General features: G+C 57.2%; 15 protein-coding genes. 5 read left to right on the top strand and 10 right to left on the bottom strand.

Going from position 1 to position 18,424, the window contains the following annotated elements; genetic code table 11:
* Position 1: 1 nt before the first annotated feature.
* Entirely contained in the window at positions 2-598 is a 597-nt protein-coding gene (locus RRF64_RS08460; RefSeq protein WP_323845396.1) for an HD domain-containing protein, read from the top strand.
* 275 nt (positions 599-873) lie between these two features.
* Positions 874-1,770, top strand: coding sequence for a glycosyltransferase family 2 protein (locus tag RRF64_RS08455; RefSeq protein ID WP_323845395.1), 897 nt, complete (start codon positions 874-876; stop codon positions 1,768-1,770).
* Here the strand turns inward: RRF64_RS08455 and RRF64_RS08450 are convergent.
* From RRF64_RS08450 to RRF64_RS08425, 6 genes are all read right to left on the bottom strand, one after another.
* Positions 1,759-3,069, bottom strand: a complete 1,311-nt coding sequence (locus tag RRF64_RS08450; RefSeq protein ID WP_323845394.1) for an MFS transporter — start codon at positions 3,067-3,069, stop codon at positions 1,759-1,761. The genes RRF64_RS08455 and RRF64_RS08450 overlap by 12 nt on opposite strands.
* Positions 3,050-3,835 (bottom strand): HvfC/BufC N-terminal domain-containing protein, encoded by a 786-nt coding sequence (locus RRF64_RS08445; RefSeq protein ID WP_323845393.1) that lies wholly within the window; start codon positions 3,833-3,835, stop codon positions 3,050-3,052. Before RRF64_RS08445 ends, RRF64_RS08450 begins: the two co-directional genes overlap by 20 nt.
* Positions 3,832-4,710, bottom strand: a complete 879-nt coding sequence (bufB, locus tag RRF64_RS08440) for an MNIO family bufferin maturase (RefSeq protein WP_323845392.1) — start codon at positions 4,708-4,710, stop codon at positions 3,832-3,834. The genes RRF64_RS08445 and bufB overlap by 4 nt, the downstream gene beginning before the upstream one ends.
* A gap of 187 nt (positions 4,711-4,897) precedes the next feature.
* Positions 4,898-5,359 carry a BufA2 family periplasmic bufferin-type metallophore gene (gene bufA2 / locus RRF64_RS08435; RefSeq protein ID WP_323845391.1) on the bottom strand — a complete coding sequence of 154 codons (462 nt, stop codon included), beginning with the start codon at positions 5,357-5,359 and terminating at the stop codon, positions 4,898-4,900.
* 114 nt (positions 5,360-5,473) lie between these two features.
* Positions 5,474-7,990: an autotransporter family protein gene (locus tag RRF64_RS08430; protein WP_323845390.1), complete on the bottom strand. Its 2,517-nt coding sequence runs from the start codon at positions 7,988-7,990 to the stop codon at positions 5,474-5,476.
* Positions 7,991-8,202: 212 nt separating this feature from the next.
* Positions 8,203-8,958 carry an OmpW/AlkL family protein gene (locus RRF64_RS08425; protein WP_323845389.1) on the bottom strand — a complete coding sequence of 252 codons (756 nt, stop codon included), beginning with the start codon at positions 8,956-8,958 and terminating at the stop codon, positions 8,203-8,205.
* A gap of 589 nt (positions 8,959-9,547) precedes the next feature.
* On the opposite strand from RRF64_RS08425, the gene RRF64_RS08420 reads away from it, so the two are divergent.
* The 3 genes from RRF64_RS08420 to RRF64_RS08410 all read left to right on the top strand — a co-directional run bounded on the left by RRF64_RS08420 (position 9,548) and on the right by RRF64_RS08410 (position 11,543).
* A complete protein-coding gene (locus RRF64_RS08420; protein ID WP_323845388.1) occupies positions 9,548-9,994 on the top strand; it encodes a hypothetical protein in 447 nt (148 codons plus the stop codon).
* A 422-nt stretch (positions 9,995-10,416) separates the two neighbouring features.
* The gene (locus tag RRF64_RS08415) at positions 10,417-10,734 is read left to right on the top strand and encodes a DMT family transporter (protein ID WP_323845387.1); all 318 of its coding nucleotides are present in this window, start codon (positions 10,417-10,419) and stop codon (positions 10,732-10,734) included.
* Between the two features lie 86 nt (positions 10,735-10,820).
* Positions 10,821-11,543, top strand: coding sequence for a tRNA-uridine aminocarboxypropyltransferase (locus RRF64_RS08410; protein ID WP_323845386.1), 723 nt, complete (start codon positions 10,821-10,823; stop codon positions 11,541-11,543).
* Between the two features lie 698 nt (positions 11,544-12,241).
* Here RRF64_RS08410 and RRF64_RS08405 read toward each other — a convergent pair.
* The 4 genes from RRF64_RS08405 to RRF64_RS08390 are packed head-to-tail and all read right to left on the bottom strand — an operon-like array spanning position 12,242 to position 18,418.
* Positions 12,242-13,351 (bottom strand): HNH endonuclease, encoded by a 1,110-nt coding sequence (locus RRF64_RS08405; RefSeq protein ID WP_323845385.1) that lies wholly within the window; start codon positions 13,349-13,351, stop codon positions 12,242-12,244.
* Positions 13,351-15,138 carry a restriction system-associated AAA family ATPase gene (locus RRF64_RS08400; protein WP_323845384.1) on the bottom strand — a complete coding sequence of 596 codons (1,788 nt, stop codon included), beginning with the start codon at positions 15,136-15,138 and terminating at the stop codon, positions 13,351-13,353. The genes RRF64_RS08405 and RRF64_RS08400 overlap by 1 nt, the downstream gene beginning before the upstream one ends.
* The gene (locus tag RRF64_RS08395; RefSeq protein WP_323845383.1) at positions 15,135-16,757 is read right to left on the bottom strand and encodes a restriction endonuclease subunit S; all 1,623 of its coding nucleotides are present in this window, start codon (positions 16,755-16,757) and stop codon (positions 15,135-15,137) included. The genes RRF64_RS08400 and RRF64_RS08395 overlap by 4 nt, the downstream gene beginning before the upstream one ends.
* Positions 16,754-18,418, bottom strand: a complete 1,665-nt coding sequence (locus tag RRF64_RS08390) for a type I restriction-modification system subunit M (protein WP_323845382.1) — start codon at positions 18,416-18,418, stop codon at positions 16,754-16,756. The genes RRF64_RS08395 and RRF64_RS08390 overlap by 4 nt, the downstream gene beginning before the upstream one ends.
* Positions 18,419-18,424: the final 6 nt, after the last annotated feature.

The raw sequence follows: 18,424 nt of genomic DNA, 5'->3' as shown, positions 1-18,424 counted from the left end.
TATGGAACATGTAAGCGAAGAACAGGCGCAGTTTACCCACATGGAGAACGGCACCGCCGAGGACTGGCAGATTATCGCCGAGGCATTCGGGCCCTTCGCACGGGAGCTGCCCGACCGCATCATCACCCACCTGAAGCTGCTCCAGGGCGACTGCGGCGGCTTCCCGGTGGATCGCCTGACCCACTGCCTGCAGACCGCGACCCTGGCCCACCGCGACGGCAGAGACGAGGAGTATGTGGTCTGCGCGCTGCTGCACGACATCGGCGATACCCTGGGCAGCTACAACCACGCCGACGTGGCCGCGGTGCTGCTGGAGCCCTTCGTCAGCGAGGCAAACTACTGGATGGTCAAGCACCACGCGATCTTCCAGGGCTACTACTTCTTCCAGTACCTGGGCATGGAGCGCACCCTGCGCGAGCAGTACCGAGAGCATCCGTACTACGGGCGCACCGTGGAGTTCGTGTCCAAATACGATGCGCCGGCGTTCGATGCGGACGGCGAAGTGCTGCCACTGGCGTTCTTCGAACCGATGCTGCGGCGGGTGTTCTCGCAGCCGCGCAAGTCGCTGTACAAACAGGCAGTCGAAGCTGCCCGCTAGCGGAGAACTGGCTCCGGGGCCGCCGCAGGGCAAAAGAGCGGCGGCCCCCGCCACCTGCCGGGGCAGACTCCTGCCCCGCCCGTAACCATCCCCACCGCCCAATTTTCAGAAATCGTAGACCAGTCCCTAGCCGAGTGAGGCACTTAAAGGCACTATAACGCGGGCTCCGAAGCCGGCTGCACCTGGCCTGGCACAGGGCCGGCTTGCGCTCCCGGCATAGGCAGCATGGCAAAGTTGGGTACAATGCTCCCCAGATCGCGAATAGACGACACCGTATGGTCCTGAATTTCCTGAAAAGGCGCCTGCAGAAGCACGATGCCAGCAACAACCTGAAACTGGAGTCCATGGTTCGCAGGCAGCTGCTGGCGCAGCAGGCCCTGGCGGGCGGCGAACAGGGAGTCGGCAACGACAAGGAACACAATATCGTTGTGTCCCTGACGTCTTTTGACAAGCGCATCAACGATGTCTATCTGTGCATCGAGAGCCTGTTCCAGCAGTCGGTAAAAGCCGATGCCATCGTACTGTGGCTGTCGACCAGGAATTTTCCCGACAAGACGCTGCCGGAAACCCTGCGCAAACAGCAGCAACGCGGTTTGCAGGTTTTCTTCGTCGAGGAGGACCTGGGGCCCTATAAGAAGTATGTCTACGCTTTCGATCAGTTCCCGGACAGCCTGATCATCACGGTCGACGACGATATCCTCTACCCGCCGGATATGATTGACATGCTGTACCGCGCCTACCGGCGCGATCCCTCCCATATCTATTGCAATCGCGGGCACAAGATGCTGCTCGACAGAAACGGCGAGCTGCTGCCCTACGCAAAATGGCAGTCCGGCGTCTTCGACGGAAAGGCCTCGCAACTGGTGTTCCCGACCGGCATGGGGGGCGTGCTGTATTTTCCCGGAGCGCTCGACCGGGACGCATTCGACAAGGAAAAATTCATGGCGCTCTGCCCGGATGCGGACGATGTATGGCTGAAGGCCATGAGCCTGAAGAAGGGCACCCTCTGCGCGCGGGTTGACGATCCGCGCTACTGGAAAAGCCGTTTCCTGACCATCTCTGGATCACAGATACAGTCCCTGAAAAAGAAGAACTGGGACAGGCGCGCAGGCAATGACCGCAAGATCCGCAAGGTTTTCTCCGAATACGGGCTGTTTGATCTACTGCGCTGAGTCGCCGCTTCCGGTTTCAAACGCCGCCGCCGGCACCCGCGACAGCAGCAGCCCGCCCGCCGCGAACAGCAGAATCAGCGCGAGCATCGAATAGCGCACATCGCCGAACCAGACGCCGAAGAGCCCGAACAGCGGCGGCCCTATCAATGCGGCGAACTTTCCCATCAGGTTGTAGAAACCAAAGAACTCGCCGCTCTGTGCGGCGGGAATCAGGCGCGCATAGCAGGAGCGGCTGAGCGCCTGCACGCCGCCCTGCACCAGTCCGATCAACACCGCGATCACAAAGAACTCCCAGGGCGCGCGGATGAATGCGCCCCAGACGCACACCAGCGTGTAGACGGCGAGGCCGAGATAGATGCCGCGTTGCGGCCCTATATGATCGCCGAGCCGGGCAAACAGGATTGCCGCGGGGAAGCCGACAAACTGCACCAGTAGTAGCGCGAGAATCAGGTGCGCGCGCTCGAAGCCCAGGGCGCGGCCATAGGCGACGGCCATGCGGATCACGGTGCCGACGCCGTCGATATACAGCCAGTAGGCCAGCAGGAACAGCGCGACGTTGCGGTAGCGGTGCAACTGGCCGAGAGTGTTGCGCAGCTGCCCCAGCGTCCGGCCAATCAGGTTGCCGTCACCGGACGGCGCCGAGGCCGGCGGCTCGCGCACCCACAGCATCAGCGGCACCGAGAAGATCGCCCACCAGAGCCCGGTCATCACGAAGGCCGCCAGCGCCGCCTGGGTGCCGTCGGTGAAGCCGAAGGCGTCGGGCTTCAGTGCGGCGGCGACACAGCCGAGGTAGAGCAGACCGCCGCCGAGATAACCCAGGCCGAAGCCGAGACCGGAGACGGCGTGCCAGCGCTCCGGTGGCGCGACGCTGGTCAGCAGCGCGTCGTACAGCAGGTTGGCGCCGAGGAAGCCGACGGTGGCGCAGACGAACAGCAGCGCTGCCGCCAGCCAGGCGCCGCCGGGCACGCCGGCGAGCAGCGCGGTGGCCAGCATGCCCGGCAGGGCGAACAGCAACAGCAGGCGTTTGCGCGCCGCGGCGGCGTCGGCGAAGGCACCGAGCAGCGGCGCGCCCAGGGCAATAACCAGTGACGCGGCGGCGTTGGCCCAGCCGAGGCGCAGATTGGCGGTTTCGGCGGCGACCCCCGCGTTCCAGTAGTCCTGGAACAGCAGCGGAAAGAAGCCGGCCAGCACCACGGTGGCGAAGGCGGAATTGGCCCAGTCGTAGAAGGCCCAGCTCCAGACGGCGCGCCGCCCGCGATCAGCCCCCGCGGGAGCCGGCTTACTCTGCCTGGTCGACACCGCTCAGCCAGCCGCGCTGGATCCAGGCCTGCAGCAGCTGTGCCAGGGTGCCGGCGGCCCGCTCCGCGGGAACCAGCTCCAACAGGTGCTCGCACAGCCGGCTGAAGTCGGCACCGTCGAATGCAGCGCGCACCGCGATCAGTTCGGCCCCTGCGACCGAGGTGAACTCGGTCAGCCGCTCGCGGTTGCGCCACAGCAGCCAGTGGAATTCCCTCCTTTCCTGAGGCGGCGGGACCTCCTCGGCGCGCAGCGCCTGCCACACCTGTACGCAGTTCCAGCCGCTGTGCCAGAGCCGCACGCTGGGGTGAAAACACAGGCGCAGCTGCGGCCAGGCGCTGGCGGGCAGTTGCTGCAGGCTGTCGAGTGACAGCCGCCCGGCGTCCGCCGCATCGAACACCGTCATCAGCAGCCGCTCGAAGCGCGCCAGCTCGGCGATGAGTGGCTGGCGGCAGAAGGGCTCGGCAGCGGCGAGGAAATCCGGCAACTGCTCGCCGAAGTGGCGCAGGGAGGGGTGCTGTGAGGGGTGGCGGTCGATATAGCCATACGCCATCTGCTCGCACAGGTCATCGCCCAGGTAGAGGCCCAGCATCGGGTGGTCCGCATCCAGGGTCTCCTGCAGGCGCTTGCGATAGGCGTTGGCGTAGATGCCGAGGCGGGTGGACTTGTCGGCGGTGCCGCCAGCGCAAATATGCGCGTCTATCGCGGCGTCCCCGTGGAGCAGATAGGCCATCAGCTGGCGCTGGCGGTCGCGCAGTAGCTCACTCACGGCGCGTATGCCGCCTCCGCGGCGCAGACCTCGGCGAAGATGTGCCGGGCCATATCCAGTTCCGCGATCATCTGCGGCAGCTCGGGGATGTGGTCGTCCCGCTCGATCAGCGTACTCACCGGGCCGAAACGGCGCAGCGCGTGCCGGTAGAGTTCCCACACCGGATCGGGCACGTCGTGGTCGTGGGTGTCGATCACATAGTCGCCGTAGTCCGAGTGGCCGGCGAGATGGAACTGCTGCACCCGCGCCGGATCCAGAAAGTCGATGTATTCGCGCGGATCGAAGCCGTGATTGCGCGCACTGACATAGACGTTGTTGATATCCAGCAGCATCAGGCAGTCGGCGCGCGCGCAGACTTCGGCCAAGAATTCCCATTCCGTCAGCGACTGTTCGGCAAAGGTCAGATAGCTGGACACATTTTCCAGCAGCAGCTGCCGGCCGAGAAAATCCTGCACACGCCGCACGCGCGCAACCACGTGATCCACCACTTCCTCGGCGTAGGGCAGCGGTAGCAGGTCGTGGCTGTTGCGGCCATCGACGCCGGTCCAGCACAGGTGGTCCGACACCCAGGCGGGCCGCACTTCTTCCGCGAGGGCCTTCAGCTGTCGCAGGTAATCGAGATTGAGCGGATCTGTGCCGCCGATCGACAGGGACACGCCGTGCATCACCAGCGGGTAGCGCTCGCCGATGGCGCGCAGAAAATATCTGGGCTTGCCACCGGCGACCATAAAGTTCTCCGACACCACTTCAAACCAGTCCACCGCCGGCGACTGCTCCAGCAACTGCTGAAAATGCTGGGTGCGCAACCCCAGGCCGAAGCCGAGGAAGGGCATTGGTGTGCACGCGCTGGCGGGGGAAGTTATGTTTTCCGGCATGGCGGTCCCGGTGCAGTCGAAACGGATCTGGTGGTGCGGGCGTGAAGTTCGGCAGCGAAGGGGCACAGCCAAAGCGTTCAGACCGGGGCGAGAAAGCGCGGGACCAGCAGCGCTAATCCGAGCTTTCTCGACACGGAGCTGGACGTTTTGGCGAAGCGGGCTGTTGCCTAGCTTGGCGCAGGGCCCGCTAGCTGCCGACCTTGCCGCCGATATTGGTGCAGGACTTGGCGGGCATCGCGACCCAGCCGGTGCCCTTGCACGAGGACTTGCCGCCGCAATCGTGCTTGGCGGTCTTGCAGTCGTTGTGCCCCTTGCAGACGTTCACGCCATAGCACTGCGCCAGGTCGGCAGTCTTGACCGAGCCTTTCCAGTCGTCCTGCACCTTGCCGCCCACATCGGTACAGGCTTTGGACGGCATGGCGGCAAAGCCCGTACCCTTGCAGGAGGCCTTGCCGGCACAGTCATTTTTGTCTGTCTTGCAGTCGTTGTGGCCCTTGCAGACATTGACGCCGTAGCAGTGAACCAGGTCGGTGGTTTCGCCGTTCTGGGCCTGTTTGCCGGCGGCCAGGCTGGCGCCGCTGGTGATCAGACTGGCGGCGGCCAATGCCAGTGAAGCGCCGGTCAGTATCCGGTTGCGCTCGCTGTTCATGGTGAAGTCCTCGGTATTTGCACTGGTGGAAGGCCGGGGCCACCGCAGGGGGCCGCACAACCTAGGATTCAGTCTAGACGGCTTCGCGTGCGCTGCCGGCCCTGTCTGCCAGCGCTACCATTTGTAGCGAAAGCCGAACACCAGTCCGCCGCCGGTGCTGTCACCGAAGTTTTCCAGGCTGGAAGTCAGGTAGATTTCTCCGTAAACGGAGCATCGATCGCCGCACTCGTCGTAGGTGGCGCCGAGAACCAGTTCGCCGAGCCAGTCGTCCGGCTGCTGGTACAGCGTAGTATTGGAAACGTTGATATGGCTCTCTTGGTCGATGTTGTAGATGGCGCTGGGCGTGACGTAGAAACTGAAGCGCTCCAGCGGAAGCTCGCCGTACATATTGGGGCCGGATTTGCGCCGGGTGGCCCGCTTTTCTATGGTCGCGCCGATACGCGCCAGGAAGCCATTGTTGTTGATATCGGTGACCTTCACGTCGTAGGAGTCGTGGAAGTCATCAGCCTCCTCCTTGGAGTAGACAAGCTGCGCCTGGGGTGTGATGGAATAGAGGTTGCGTAATTTGAAACTGCGACCCGCCTCGACGGAGAAGGCATAGCCGAAGGCATCCTCGCCCTTGGTCAGATCGCGCAGGTCGAAAGCGGTGATATCAGATTCGAACCAGTTCAATAGCAACTGTGCATCGAAGTAGGTGCCCCGGGTGCCGTACCAGGTCATAAAACTGCTGACACCATAGCCTTTCACGTCGATATTGCCGTCGCCGTAAAAGGATTCCAGGTCGTTTTCCGAATCGCCGTAATGCAATGCGACGCTGGCGATCGGCTGGGTGCCCATCACGGTGAAATTGAGCGGTACATCGACCCCAAGCTGCAGTCGGAAATAGTCCTGTTCCCACCGTGTGTACGTGGTGGACTCCATGGGGTCTACGTCAATCTGGCGGGCGCTGGCCCGCACCCAGGCACCGCCGCCGTCGATGGACCGCTCCACCGAAGTGTCATAGTTGCAGTTGTTGACATCCTTGTAGCTGGAACCCATCCAGAAGCGATTGCCGACACGGCTGCGCAGGCTGGCGGGCTGGTTCAGGGAGCGCAGCAGCTGGGGATAGGTCTCGTACATAACCGCCGCCGGCTGCCAGCGCGGTGCTTCGCCGACTTCTAAATACTCCGGGTGGGTTGCCAGCGAGCGAAGGTACCAGTCCCCATCTCCCGGGTCCGCCTTACCGCTGTGGTGCAATGTATAGGCGTAGGCGCCGCCGACTGCCGCCGGCTGTCCGTCCTTGGCGACGAAGTCGCCGTCCAGCACGAAGGCATCCGCGGGGGAATTGCCGTCTATCTCTACCAGTTTGATGCCGTCGCCGCTGGTCGCAGCGCCGATTCCGCCCCGATTGGTGACGCGGATAAACGTCCGCCCGGAGGTATCGCCGGCAACCTTGAATTGATCAGCGGGCGAGCCATCGCCGTTCAGCCTGACGTCCAGCCAAAGTCTGCCGCCTTTGCCAATGTAATTGCCATAGTTGCCATCGGCGTCTTTGCTCAGTGTCAGTGTGTCGAAGCGGTTGTTGTAGTCGAGATCGAGGGTGCCCGCGTTGGCGATATTGCCGGTGACATTAAAATTTCGCGGAATGAACTGCACCACGCCGCCGAACAGAATATCCAGGCCCAGATCGGTACCGCCGGTATCCACGCCGCCACCCACATTCAGGGCGCCGAAAAACCTCATCGTGGAGCTGCCCCAAACGACGATGCGTTCCCAGTTTCGCAGAAGGCGGCCGTCCTGCTCGTGGTCGAGGATAAACGTCAGGGTATCTACATAACCATCACCAGTGTGGACATCGTCACCCCCGTCCAGTATCGGGCCGTTCTCGTAAGCCGCGGCATCGATTGTGAGATCATCGGAACCGGTTCCGCCGCGCACTTCGTTGGCGATGCCCTCATCCCAGTAGATGATGTCGTCGCCCTCTCCAGCGTCGATATAGTTGAAGACAAAACCGCCGTCCAGAATGATGCTGTCATTGCCGATGCCGCTCCAGACGTGAATTACCAATCCATCCAGCAGTTCGATGGTATCGTCGCCGCTACCGCTATCGATGCCGCCGCCATTAAGAACGTCTCCGATTCGAGATAGGCGGTTTTCTACGATAATAGTGTCGTTTCCCGAGCCGGTATCGATCAGGTTCTCAATGGAAATTTGATGGAGATCGACTTGGATTTCGTCGGCTAATTCTTCCGCCGCATCCCTATTGTTGAAATCCCTTTCATCCAGGTCGCTGAAGTCACTTTCCGCGCCTTTTTTGATAAAGACTGTGTCGTCGCCTTCGCCGGCATACACATTGTTTATGGTTGTTACGTCGTCGAGGTTAATATCTTCGGGGTTGGAGATATCAGTAGCGTTCTCACTGCCGATATTGATAGTGTCGTCGCCTTCACCGGCGTATACGGCGCCGACGTTTGTACCGTTGATGTCTAGGGTGTCGTCGCCGCCAAGGGCATCCACATCAGCGCCTTCGGCATCATTTTCTCGGTCACAGGAAATATGGTCGCTGCCGGCAGTGCCGGTATTGCCCGGGGTGCAGTCCGCCCGGGCGCTGTCGGTGATGGCGGTAAGTGCAGCAATAGCGCAGAACCCCATGGATAAACAGCTATTGACATTGCCGGTTCTTCGAAATGCCGAAGCGCTTTTATGGTGAATTCCGCCCACGATTATTCCTGAAATTATCCGTGGCATTTGCCGCTTTCTTGAGGATCCAAGCGAAGCCGTTCCGCCCTACAACATAGCTGATAATTTTGATCTTGCCGCCACCGGCTTCGGTCGCGGCCCAACATAGTAAGTCGTAAGGGTCGTCAGAACTTGAAGCCGAAGCTTAGGTTGACGATCCAAGGGTCATAGTCAAACTGTGCATAGAGGCGGTTCTGCCCCAGTTCGGTCGGGAAGGTTACGGTAGCGTCGGTATCCGACAGGAAGTAGAGGACTGCGGCGTTGATCAGCAGCGGTGAGTTGCGGCCGAAACTCAGGTCGACACCGGCCTGCACCGCCCAATCCCAGGAGTGCCCCAGGTTGAAATTGCCCCTGCCGGTGGCCAGGCCCGAGTTGATCAGGAAATCACTGAATTCGCCACTCAGGCTGACGTCGTGGAAGTCTGTATAGTTGATCCCAACGCCGAGATAGGGACGCCCCAGGCAGGTGTCGTCGAGCATATACCAGTTGGCGAACGCGAGCGTGGACGTCGCCTTGAAGTCCCCCAGTTCGATCAATTCACGCCCGGGGGTGCCGGTGAAATAGTCCAGGTCGACATCGTATTCGGCGCCGTTGATATGCAAGAGCTCCACCCCCCACTGCTCCATCGGCCGCCAGACGCCGGAAATCTGCCAGGTGGTGGCGGTATCTATTTCCCAGCTCGTGTTGTACAGGTCCCAGTGCTGCAGCACACGGAACTTGAGGGAGGTCGATTCGTCGTCCGGGTGAATGTAGCTGCCGCCGAGCCGGACGATGAAATCGCCCCAGTCCATTTCCCGCCAGTCCTGCTGAGCGCTGGCAAGTGGCGGCGGTGCAATCAAAAAGCTGAAGAAAAATGCGGCAAAAAATCGCATCGGTTTCATGGCTAGTTCCTTCTAGTTAGAATTTGATCGTTCAATCGTTATTCGCTGTTCTGACGGCAATTTATCCTTTTGCTTGCCGGCTACTCACTGCGCCTGGGCCGCGTATGAGTGGCTAGGAGTAACACTAAAAAGTAGCAGGCCGTACCGGATTTATGGTCGTGAGTTCCTCTACGGCTGCGCGAAAATACACCAGCAGGTTACGGCGAGTGGCCGAGCGTATTTGTGTTCTACCCAGGCAGGCCCGATCGAAGATAAAAAAAGGCCCGCTACTTTTTGATGGCGGGCCATTCAGTTTGGTGCGATGGTGGGATTGAAAGGGTTGTCCAAGTTTTTGATATATCAGCGATTTCTTTTGCCGGGTTTCCTAGCTCGTTAAAAAATCCGTCAATCTATGCTGGTTAACCAGCAACTTGGCGCTAATTTCGCTTCGGTACGAAATCCTTCTTGTGTAATTTCAGTTGTGAGTGCCGCGCTATGAAGCGTGTGTCAAGACAAAATGGTTGTAGTGGGCATGTTTCAAGTCGGACCGCGTCAGGTGTCTTGCTAATCAGCCAACATCACACTTATACCAAAAATGGAGAATGTTCCGATGTCTGAAATGTTTATTCAAATTCATAAATACGGCATTGAGTATCGAAGGAGCGCTGATCATCAGGGGGTAATAACGATGGTAGGAGTACCATTCAGAGTGGGTGGCGGAGAAAATATCTATCTGACGTTGCGGTTTCGTGAAATTTGGGATGATCGCAGGGAGGAGATAGGAGAATGGGCGCGGAATGGGCGCACAGGGGACGACTACCCTGGTGAAGGTCCCGTTCAAGTACGTCCAACTATTGTAAATATGAACGATTCCGAGGTTTACGTCGATTTACCAATGCGAGATTTCGCGCATATGAGACATATGCTTCAGACTGAATCACCAGTTTATGCGAAATGGAAAGTCGAGAATTCAGGAAGTCCGAGCCATAGAGACTACTTTGCCTTGGCCTCATTTGCGGAATCTCCGGGGGAGGGGTTCTCGGATGGGCGAGATTAATTATTAGTGTCTGCTAATTGGAAAGGTATACCCCTTTCTTTGGAGGGGTATCGAAAACCCTCCAGCTGGGCGAGCGGGATTTTACGGTTTGCTATTTAAATACTGGCGTTACCCAGAGAATAGGGTCGACCTGGCCTGACCATGACCAATGCTGTGATGTACAAGTATCCCAAGGAGCGTACGCATATTGGCCTGCAGCGGATTGACGGCAGTTCCCTCGGCCATTTGAAGTAGCCCTTCGGGATATCTCTCAGCTAGTGAGGCTTGCTCGAGCGCACACAAAAATCCAGCATAAGGTATGGAAACTGGTTGATCAAATTTTGCACGTGCGCTATTGTGCCGCCAACTGAAGGAGGACGGCCTCCCCCATTCTGGGTATTGATGCCGAGGACGACCTGGCCCTGTTTGAAACGGAGCAGTCAATGTCCTGGACCTACCTTCTCGTTGCCGGAGCCCTGGAAGTTGTTTGGGCTTTCTCCATGAAGCAATCCCACGGCTTCACCCGGCTCGTGCCTTCCCTCTTCACGCTGGTCACGATGCTGGGCAGTTTTTGGCTGTTAGCCATCGCCATGAGGAGTATCCCGCTCGGTACCGCTTACACCATCTGGACGGGCATCGGCGCTATCGGGGCTTTTCTCGTGGGAATTATTTTTTTGGCGGAGCCGGTGAATGCAATGAGAATCGTTGCCGCGATTCTGATTGTTTCGGGATTGGTGCTGATGAAACTTGCCAGTGCGTGAATTCAACCGTTTTCTAATCGAGATCCAATACCATCGGAGCCCCGCGGTTTTTCTGATCCGCGGCTAGATCCAAGTCGTGTTCAAATATGGTTATGCATTCCACCACATACACTCGCCTCCGAGACCAGGAGCTTGCTAAATCCACCAAGCCTTTCCAGGCCAAAGGTAAAAGCGTAAACCGCTGTCCCGACTGCCAGATGGGCGAGTTCGCCTGTATGTGCGCCTGGAGGCCGAGCGCGGAAAGCTCGGTGGAATTTGTGTTGCTGATGCACCGCAAGGAACTGTTCAAGCCCACCAACACCGGCCGTCTGATTGTCGACGTCTTTCCCGCTACGAAAGTCTTCCTGTGGAACCGGCTCGAAGCGCCAGCGGGCCTGAAAGAATTACTGAATGACCCGGAAAGGAATTGCTTTGTGGTATTTCCGGCAGACGGATCCGAGAGCAGTTCGAGAGAAATTGTTCGGGGCCTGCCATCCGGAGCCAAAAAAACCACATTGATACTGCTGGATGGAACCTGGAAGCAGTGCAGTCGCATGGTCGGCTTGAGCCGCTGGCTGGATGGGATTCCTTGCCTGCGTTTGCCCGAGACACTGGTGAAATCTTACGCGGTGCGAGACTCCGGGAAAAATGATCGATTCTCTACCGCCGAGGCGGCCATCAGTTGCCTGATGCTGGCTGGAGAAATGCCCGCAGCGCAGATCCTGCGACACTACTTTACGGTCTTCAACGCGCACTACCTGGCAACACGCGGGTGCAGTGCCCCGGATGTGATTGAAAGCTATCAGGCGCTTCAGTTGCTGGCTGGCTGAGAAAGTATTCGCGGTTATTCGCTGGCGGGGGCAAGCGTTGCGGGTTCTGCGGTTTTCTGGAAATCCGCGGGCCGGGAGAGATTCTTCGCTGCGCTCCTCACGCCTGCGGCCATCACAATGCGCATACGCACATCGATTGAGCCCGGTGCAGTTGTGTTTAGCTTCGTCAGAGGGCTGGGGTGGGGCGCTGGTACCCCTGATGGCGGGAGTGTTCGTCGCTGCGCTCCTCACCCCTTCGGGGCAGCCTTCGGCTGTCTTAACGCGCTGCGCGCGTTGATCGAACCCTGCACTTTGCATTCCACTCGCGTCAGGTCACCAAATTAAAAAGGCCCGCTACCTTGCGGTAGCGGGCCTTTTTAATTTGGTGGGATGGCGGGAGTCGAAAAGGTATTCTAACTTATTGATTATATGGGAGTTAATGGTTGGTAAGTTTCAAAACCCGTCAAAAAACCCGTCCATCCAATCAAGCTGCCTGGTTCTATGGCGGGTGTCTCTCCCTCCTACATAGGCGCGGGCACATCGCCTTTAGGTTGAGGTACAGGTTCCTTGGCGTGTGGCTCAGGCGCCGCCTCCTCGCAGAGGGGTGATATCTCTAGGAGGTAATTACACAGGGCCGCAACGCCAGTCTACTTATTGGGCGGGCAAGGGTCAGGTGGGAAATTAACTGGTCCCTGGCAAGTGGCCACCTCGGAACTGATTTATACGCTCTCTAGCGTAGCTAGTTCAAGCGCTTCTGATAACTGACGATAATCAGAGAATAAGCCTAGCCTCTGACAGGCTTCGATAAACGGTTTTTTAAGGAAGTTACATTCTGCATAGGGTTGGCGTTTTGCCTGGCGCTGCAAGGTCGCCAGAAAGTCACCAGGATTTCGCCCATCCTCCCATTCATCAAGCACTTGGATCAGCCAGTATCTGCCGTCGTTTTCCCCGCAAAATTTGGCTTTGTAGCGTTCCTCAATGCCGTATACGTCCTTCCAAGTCTCGATTTCTTCGGTGACAGCAGCGGGACCGAATTGCATCTGCACTTCGTCGGGTTTTAGTCTCGCAATATTGAAATGCTGCAAGGCTACTTGAATATCAATGGTGTAAGTAACTGATGCGAATGGGTAGAAAGCCTTACGTCGTCCAGCAGGGTTGCGTGCAGGGTCTTTCTTGAGCTTGTAGGTGCTATTGCACTCATGGCAAGTGGGCGCCAAATTGCGAAAATTGATCGAGTTAAATGGGTACAGCGCCTTGGGCAGGTAGTGGTCGTAGGCCTCGCGCTTGCTGTGATGTGTGCCTTTGATATCGCCGATACCGCAGAATGGGCACTTCCCAGCCTTGTTTGTCTGCACGAAGGTCTGGTAGTGGTCGTCGATCTTGCCGATCTTGTCGCGCAACGCCGCTAGGCTCAGAAGCGATTGCGAGTACAGGCCCTTGAAGAATGTGCCGAGCTCGGCCGCTAGACCCTCGTGATTGACGGCGATGTCGGTGTAACGGGCAAGATGTGTTACCGGATCATTGGCGCAAACTTTCTCAAGATCATTGTTCCCCTGATACCACTGCTGAAACTGGTCGATCTGAGTAGCGGTCAGCGCCGAAAATAAGCTATAGATACGCTCCACATGACCGGAGAAGAACTCGGCACCTATACTATCGTTGTAGTGGAAAGCAGTCATCACTTCATGCAGTTCGGGGTTCGGAACGAATAAGTCCAGGCTGTATTCGCCACTTGTTGGTGCCTTGCACCATACTTCATGAAAGATGAAGTCGATGAATACCTGCATTTTCTCCATCTGATGCGGTACATAGGTGTATGGAAATAGCATCAGCCCTGCACCTCCCCATTTCCTGGCTCATCAGCGTCAATGGCCTTGATCAACAGCACCTTTTCTACGGAGTCACCAAGCTTCTGGTGAATTTCCATGATCAATGAATCCTTATCTTCGGTGCCATGCTCAAAGCGCCTGCGAAACTCATTTAGTATCGCATGCGCATGGCCGGCGATGGTTTCGCGTTTGCCGAAGGTATTCATCGTGATCTTGTTGATCGATGCACCCAGTGTGTTGTAGTTAGGGTGGCTCAAGCTCACCGCGCCGGTAGTATCGTCCTTGGCAAACATCAAAACCTTGTCCGGCTTGCTGTCAGAGATCAAAAACGGCGTATGGGTGGTGACGAGCATTTCCTGTGCGCATTCACCGTTCCCCGGCAGGCATTGGCGCAAGCGACTGATGAAGTTGGCGCGCCAGTCCGGGTTGAAATGCGTCTCGGGCTCATCAAGTAGAAATAGGCTGTTGGTGTCGCGAAACAGCAGGCACAAGCCCAGGCTGTGCAGCAACTGGTGCTCGCCGTCCGACAGTTCCTTGAGCATCACTGGCTCACCCACGCCCTGCTTGGAGATGTAAACGAACTTGAAGCGCATGATGCGCTGGTCGGACGCCAGCGTTGGTACAGTTTCGCTGACGTAGTGGCTGGTCGAAGTATAGAGATCAGCCTTGAGCGCATCACTGACCGAATACAAGTTCAGTGTCAGCAGGACCTGAAAGGCTTGGAACAGTGCCAGCGCCGAACCATCGAAGTTTTCGCGGAATGCTTGCTGGGTAGCATCATTCACCCAGTAATCGAGCACCAGCGAATCGTTAGCGTCGTCAAGGTAAATTAAGGTGGCACAACGCTTGAGGGCGCTCACCACCAGCGAGGACTTCTCGTCACCCTCCAGCAGCTGAAGCAAATTCAGGCGATAGCGGGTGTTGCCCAAATCGTCGCTCTCGGCGTACAAAGCGGGGTTACTCTTGACAATATCCTCCAGCGACTGCCGCGCATTATCGTCTTCGCTGGCGAAGGCGGCCAATTGCTCCGGCTGCAGTTCGATGCTGCGGCGCAGGATGATCCGGAATTCCCTCAGGGCTTCGATACCCACATCTTCGTGGAAGGGCTGCAAGGTAGCTTCGTCCTGAAACAGCAGATTGCACAGCAGGATGGCCTGACTGAAGCTATTGTCCAAATAGGCCAGCCGTGTCTCCGGGTGGCCGGAGTAGCTGAGTTGCCGGGTCAGTGCATTCCTGTATTCGTCGAACTGCACGAAACGCATCTTGAAGAAGGGCAGGCTGAGGATTTCGTTCTCGCCCGACGAATAACCCAGCACGTACTGTGGCAGCAGGTTGTCGACGTGGCTGCCCTTGAAGGTTTCAGACACATCCGTGCTGAATTCGCTCTGGTTTTCCCACAGAAAGCGCACTGATTCGCCGGCGTTCTTGTGTATGCCCACTTTCGCCCACTGCGGGTTATCGGGGCCGCGGTACTCAGCGGGCACGCGAATCAGGTAATCCAGCTCAAAAGCGACGGGCGATACATCCAGCGCCTCGTCTTGCAATGCCTCGGGTAGAAAGCTGCGGCGCACACGCAGCACTTCCAGTTGATAGAAGATTGCCGCCAAGGCTTCGAGCAGGTTGGATTTACCGCTGCCGTTGGGCCCGGCGCAGATGAAGGGCGCAAAGTCGTTGGGTTGCAGCAACTCGTCCTGCAAGCCCCACTCAGTGCGGAAGTGGTGCTCAAAACCGCAGGGCAGGCTGCGAAATCCGTTGGGGTCGGTGATCTTGAGGCGCAACAGCTTCAAATCTGCTCTCCAGATTTTAGCTCTATCGAATTTCCAAGGACGGTCTCTTTGGTTTCAATTGCGCAGTAAACTTGGTTTCTCTCTTGCCGCAAATGCCCCGATTCAAGTGCTTCAAAAACCCAGGCTTTCACTACATCGTAATCGTCAGCGCATAGTTCAAAATCATTGTCTGGGTGCCGTTCGGTCAGTCGGGATTGCGCGGCAGCGACGAAGCCTTCGATGGAGAAAACCGTACTACCCAACTGAGTGCGATAGGAATCCAGCCAGAAGCGTAGCAGGGGCGGTAGCTGTGCGCGGTTTTCCAGTGCTGGCAACAGCAAATCGGTTTCGGGGAGATGGATCACTGGCGTGGTGATTGGAGTAGGCGCAACCGTGGCCATGGGGCTAGCTCCTTCGATGTAAGCGGCAGGCAAGGCCACCCTCGATAAATCCAGCTCACCTTTGAAAGCCTGCTGGCTCAATGCGCCGTAGAGGCCTTCGAGATCGCTTAGGTTTTGCTGGTAGCGGGATTTGAGGGCTTCGACCTTTTCGACGATGGTAGCGAATTGGTTTTGGAGACGTATGGGTGGAATGGCTAAGAAAACTGATCTTAGGTTCGCCTTAGAAATATTTGGCATGGAGCCAGCAGCCCCCGACGCTAGCGATTGAATCACTTTGCGCTGTGAGTCATTGGTAAGTAACTTCCACATGAAAATGGGGTTTACATCTGCGTCCCGCTTAAAGGCAAAGCGGAAGATGAGATCCGGCATCAGAAGCTTTGGACGAGTCTTAAATACATAAGCACACGCGGCCACAAGATCATGGGTATTCTTCCTGCTAAACAGCAAATCCCCAGCTTTTATTTCATTACGCACTGCCGGCGCGACAGTTTGTGGCAGAGCTTTATTTTCGTGCTCATCAAATCTGCAGCGCGTTACGGCGCCGAGTTTGAGTACCCCCCATTCTTCGACGTTAGCCTCTCTTGCCTCGCATTTTGGACTTTTCCCGCTTTCAATATCGTCTAGCAGATCGGAGAACTGACGCTTGTCCCACCCCTTCTCATTTCGCACCGGGTCGCCAAACATCTCCAGAAACACGCTTTTGAGCAGGTCGTCGAGTTGATGTAGGTGTTTTTTGCGCTGGGCAATCAGCCCTTCCACTTTGCCGAGCAGGTTGGCAATACGGATTTGCTCGTTAATGTCTTCTGGAACCGGAATTTCGTAGCGCTGAATCTCACTAAGGCTGATGGCTGGATAGGCAGAGTCTTTGATGAGTCTTGAAGGTGGAAATTTTTTGAGGGCAAGCCTCAAATAATCCCTGTGAACATTTTCCTTTGGGGTTAAGATTGCCAGGTGGCTAACGACATAGGCCGGGTTTTGCAAAACATAGATGCGATCCTTGGTTGCAGACATGCCGCTTTTAGCAAAAAGAATCGAGCCCTTGGGGTACAGTTTCAGCTTTCGCTTCTTCGCCACTTCAGCAGGCACAAGCTCGAAGTCTAACTCGCTTTTGCCCGCGATCAATTCCACTAGGCTTCCAGCACGAATAAAGGGAATGCCTGTGTCAGAAAACTCACTGGATTTGGGAGCCCCTTGCCCTGCGGTGACACCCGCAAGTAAGCTGATTGGAATCTGTCTCATCCCAGCATCCCCTTCAAATCCAGTAAATCACGCACGATGCCACTTTGCAGCTTGGCCAGTTCCGCCTCATCCAAATTGCCCACTTCCGCCTGAATCAGCCGGTCTAGGATCACGTCCGGTGCGTCGTAGTGCACTTCTTCGAACACATCGGTTTTGTAACGAGAGAGTGAAAGGTCGAAGTTGTTTTTCTCGTCAGCAATCTCACTGCGCGGCACCATAAAGTATTTGGCCGTACGGTCGGTGTCGGTCGCCGCATCGCGGGCGTGGTATTGGTTGATAATGTCCTGCAGGTCGCCATACCCTTGCTGCTTGTTACGCTTGTCGTCCAGTGAATAGCCATCCGCGACCATCTCGTAAAACCAGACGTTTTCGGTGGCGGGCTTGGTGATCTTGTCTTTCGCCCCCCAAACCTTGGTAAACAACAAAATGGCGGTGCTGACCCCGGCATAGGGTTTAAACACGCCACTGGGCAGGGTGATAATGGCTTTAAGATCACAGCGTTCCACCAGGATTTGGCGCAAATCCTTGAAGGCTTTGCCGGAGCTGAACAGCACGCCCTGCGGTACGATCACACAGGCGGTACCGCCTTTCTTAAGCAGGCGATAGATGTTTTCGACAAACAGTAGCTCAGTCTTGGTGGTGGAAAGTTGCAGCGCTTCGTTGATATCGCCCTTGTCGATGCTGCCTGTAAAAGGTGGGTTGGCCAGCACTACGTCGTAGGCAGATTCTTCGCTGTAGCTTTTACTAAGGGTGTCCTGATAGTCGATGTTGGGCTCGTCGATGCCGTGCATCATCAGGTTCATAAGCCCTAGACGCACCATCGTGGCGTCGATATCGTAGCCGTAAAGGCTTTGTTGCAAAATGGCCTGCGCCTTTTCGGTCAGCGATGCTGCGACGGAGGTGCGGATAAAACCGTCTTCATCGGGCGCGAGGTCTTTGGCTCCGGCTTTCTTTGCCAGTTCAGTGATGATGTACTGGTAGGCGCCGAGCAAAAAGCCGCCGGTACCGCAGGCCGGGTCGGCAATGCGATGGCCCAGTTGGGGCTGCACCAGGTCGGCCATCAGCTTGATAATGTGGCGCGGAGTGCGGAACTGACCGTTCTTGCCGGCGGTGGCGATTTCAGAGAGCAAAAATTCATAGACATCACCCTGGATGTCCTGAAAGGCCTGGCCCTTCTCTTGTGAGTCCTTCTCCATCACGGCAAAAATGTCGTCGATGGTTTTCACCGCTTCCACCAGCAGGGCCGCTTTTGGGATGATGAATACGGCGTTTTTCATGTGGTGTGTGAAATTGGATTCGGCACCATTGAGGTCTTTGAGGAAGGGGAAGACCTTGCCCTGCACATGCTGCAACATCTCCTCGGCCTGCATGCGCTTGAATTCGCTCCAGCGCAGTGTGCGCTTGTCGATGGCGAATTTTTCCGGCTCGCTCTGGTTGCGGTATTCGGGCGGGATCCATTGGCCTTCAAATTTGGACGTGTAGTTTTCGCCAGTCCATTCGGCATCGGCTTTACGCTTCTGATCCAGCTCATCGAGCCGTTTCATGAACAGCAAGTAGGTGATTTGCTCGATGGCAGTGAGCGGGTTGCTGATGCCACCGCTCCAGAATTTGTTCCAGAGCTGGTCGATCTTAGATTTTAGTTCGGAGTTGTTCTGTAGCATGGTCTG

It is taken from the genome of Microbulbifer magnicolonia, assembly GCF_035117725.1.
Classification (GTDB): domain Bacteria; phylum Pseudomonadota; class Gammaproteobacteria; order Pseudomonadales; family Cellvibrionaceae; genus Microbulbifer; species Microbulbifer magnicolonia.
The sequence above is the reverse complement of the archived record's forward strand: the minus strand, read 5'-3'. Positions and strand labels throughout refer to the sequence as shown.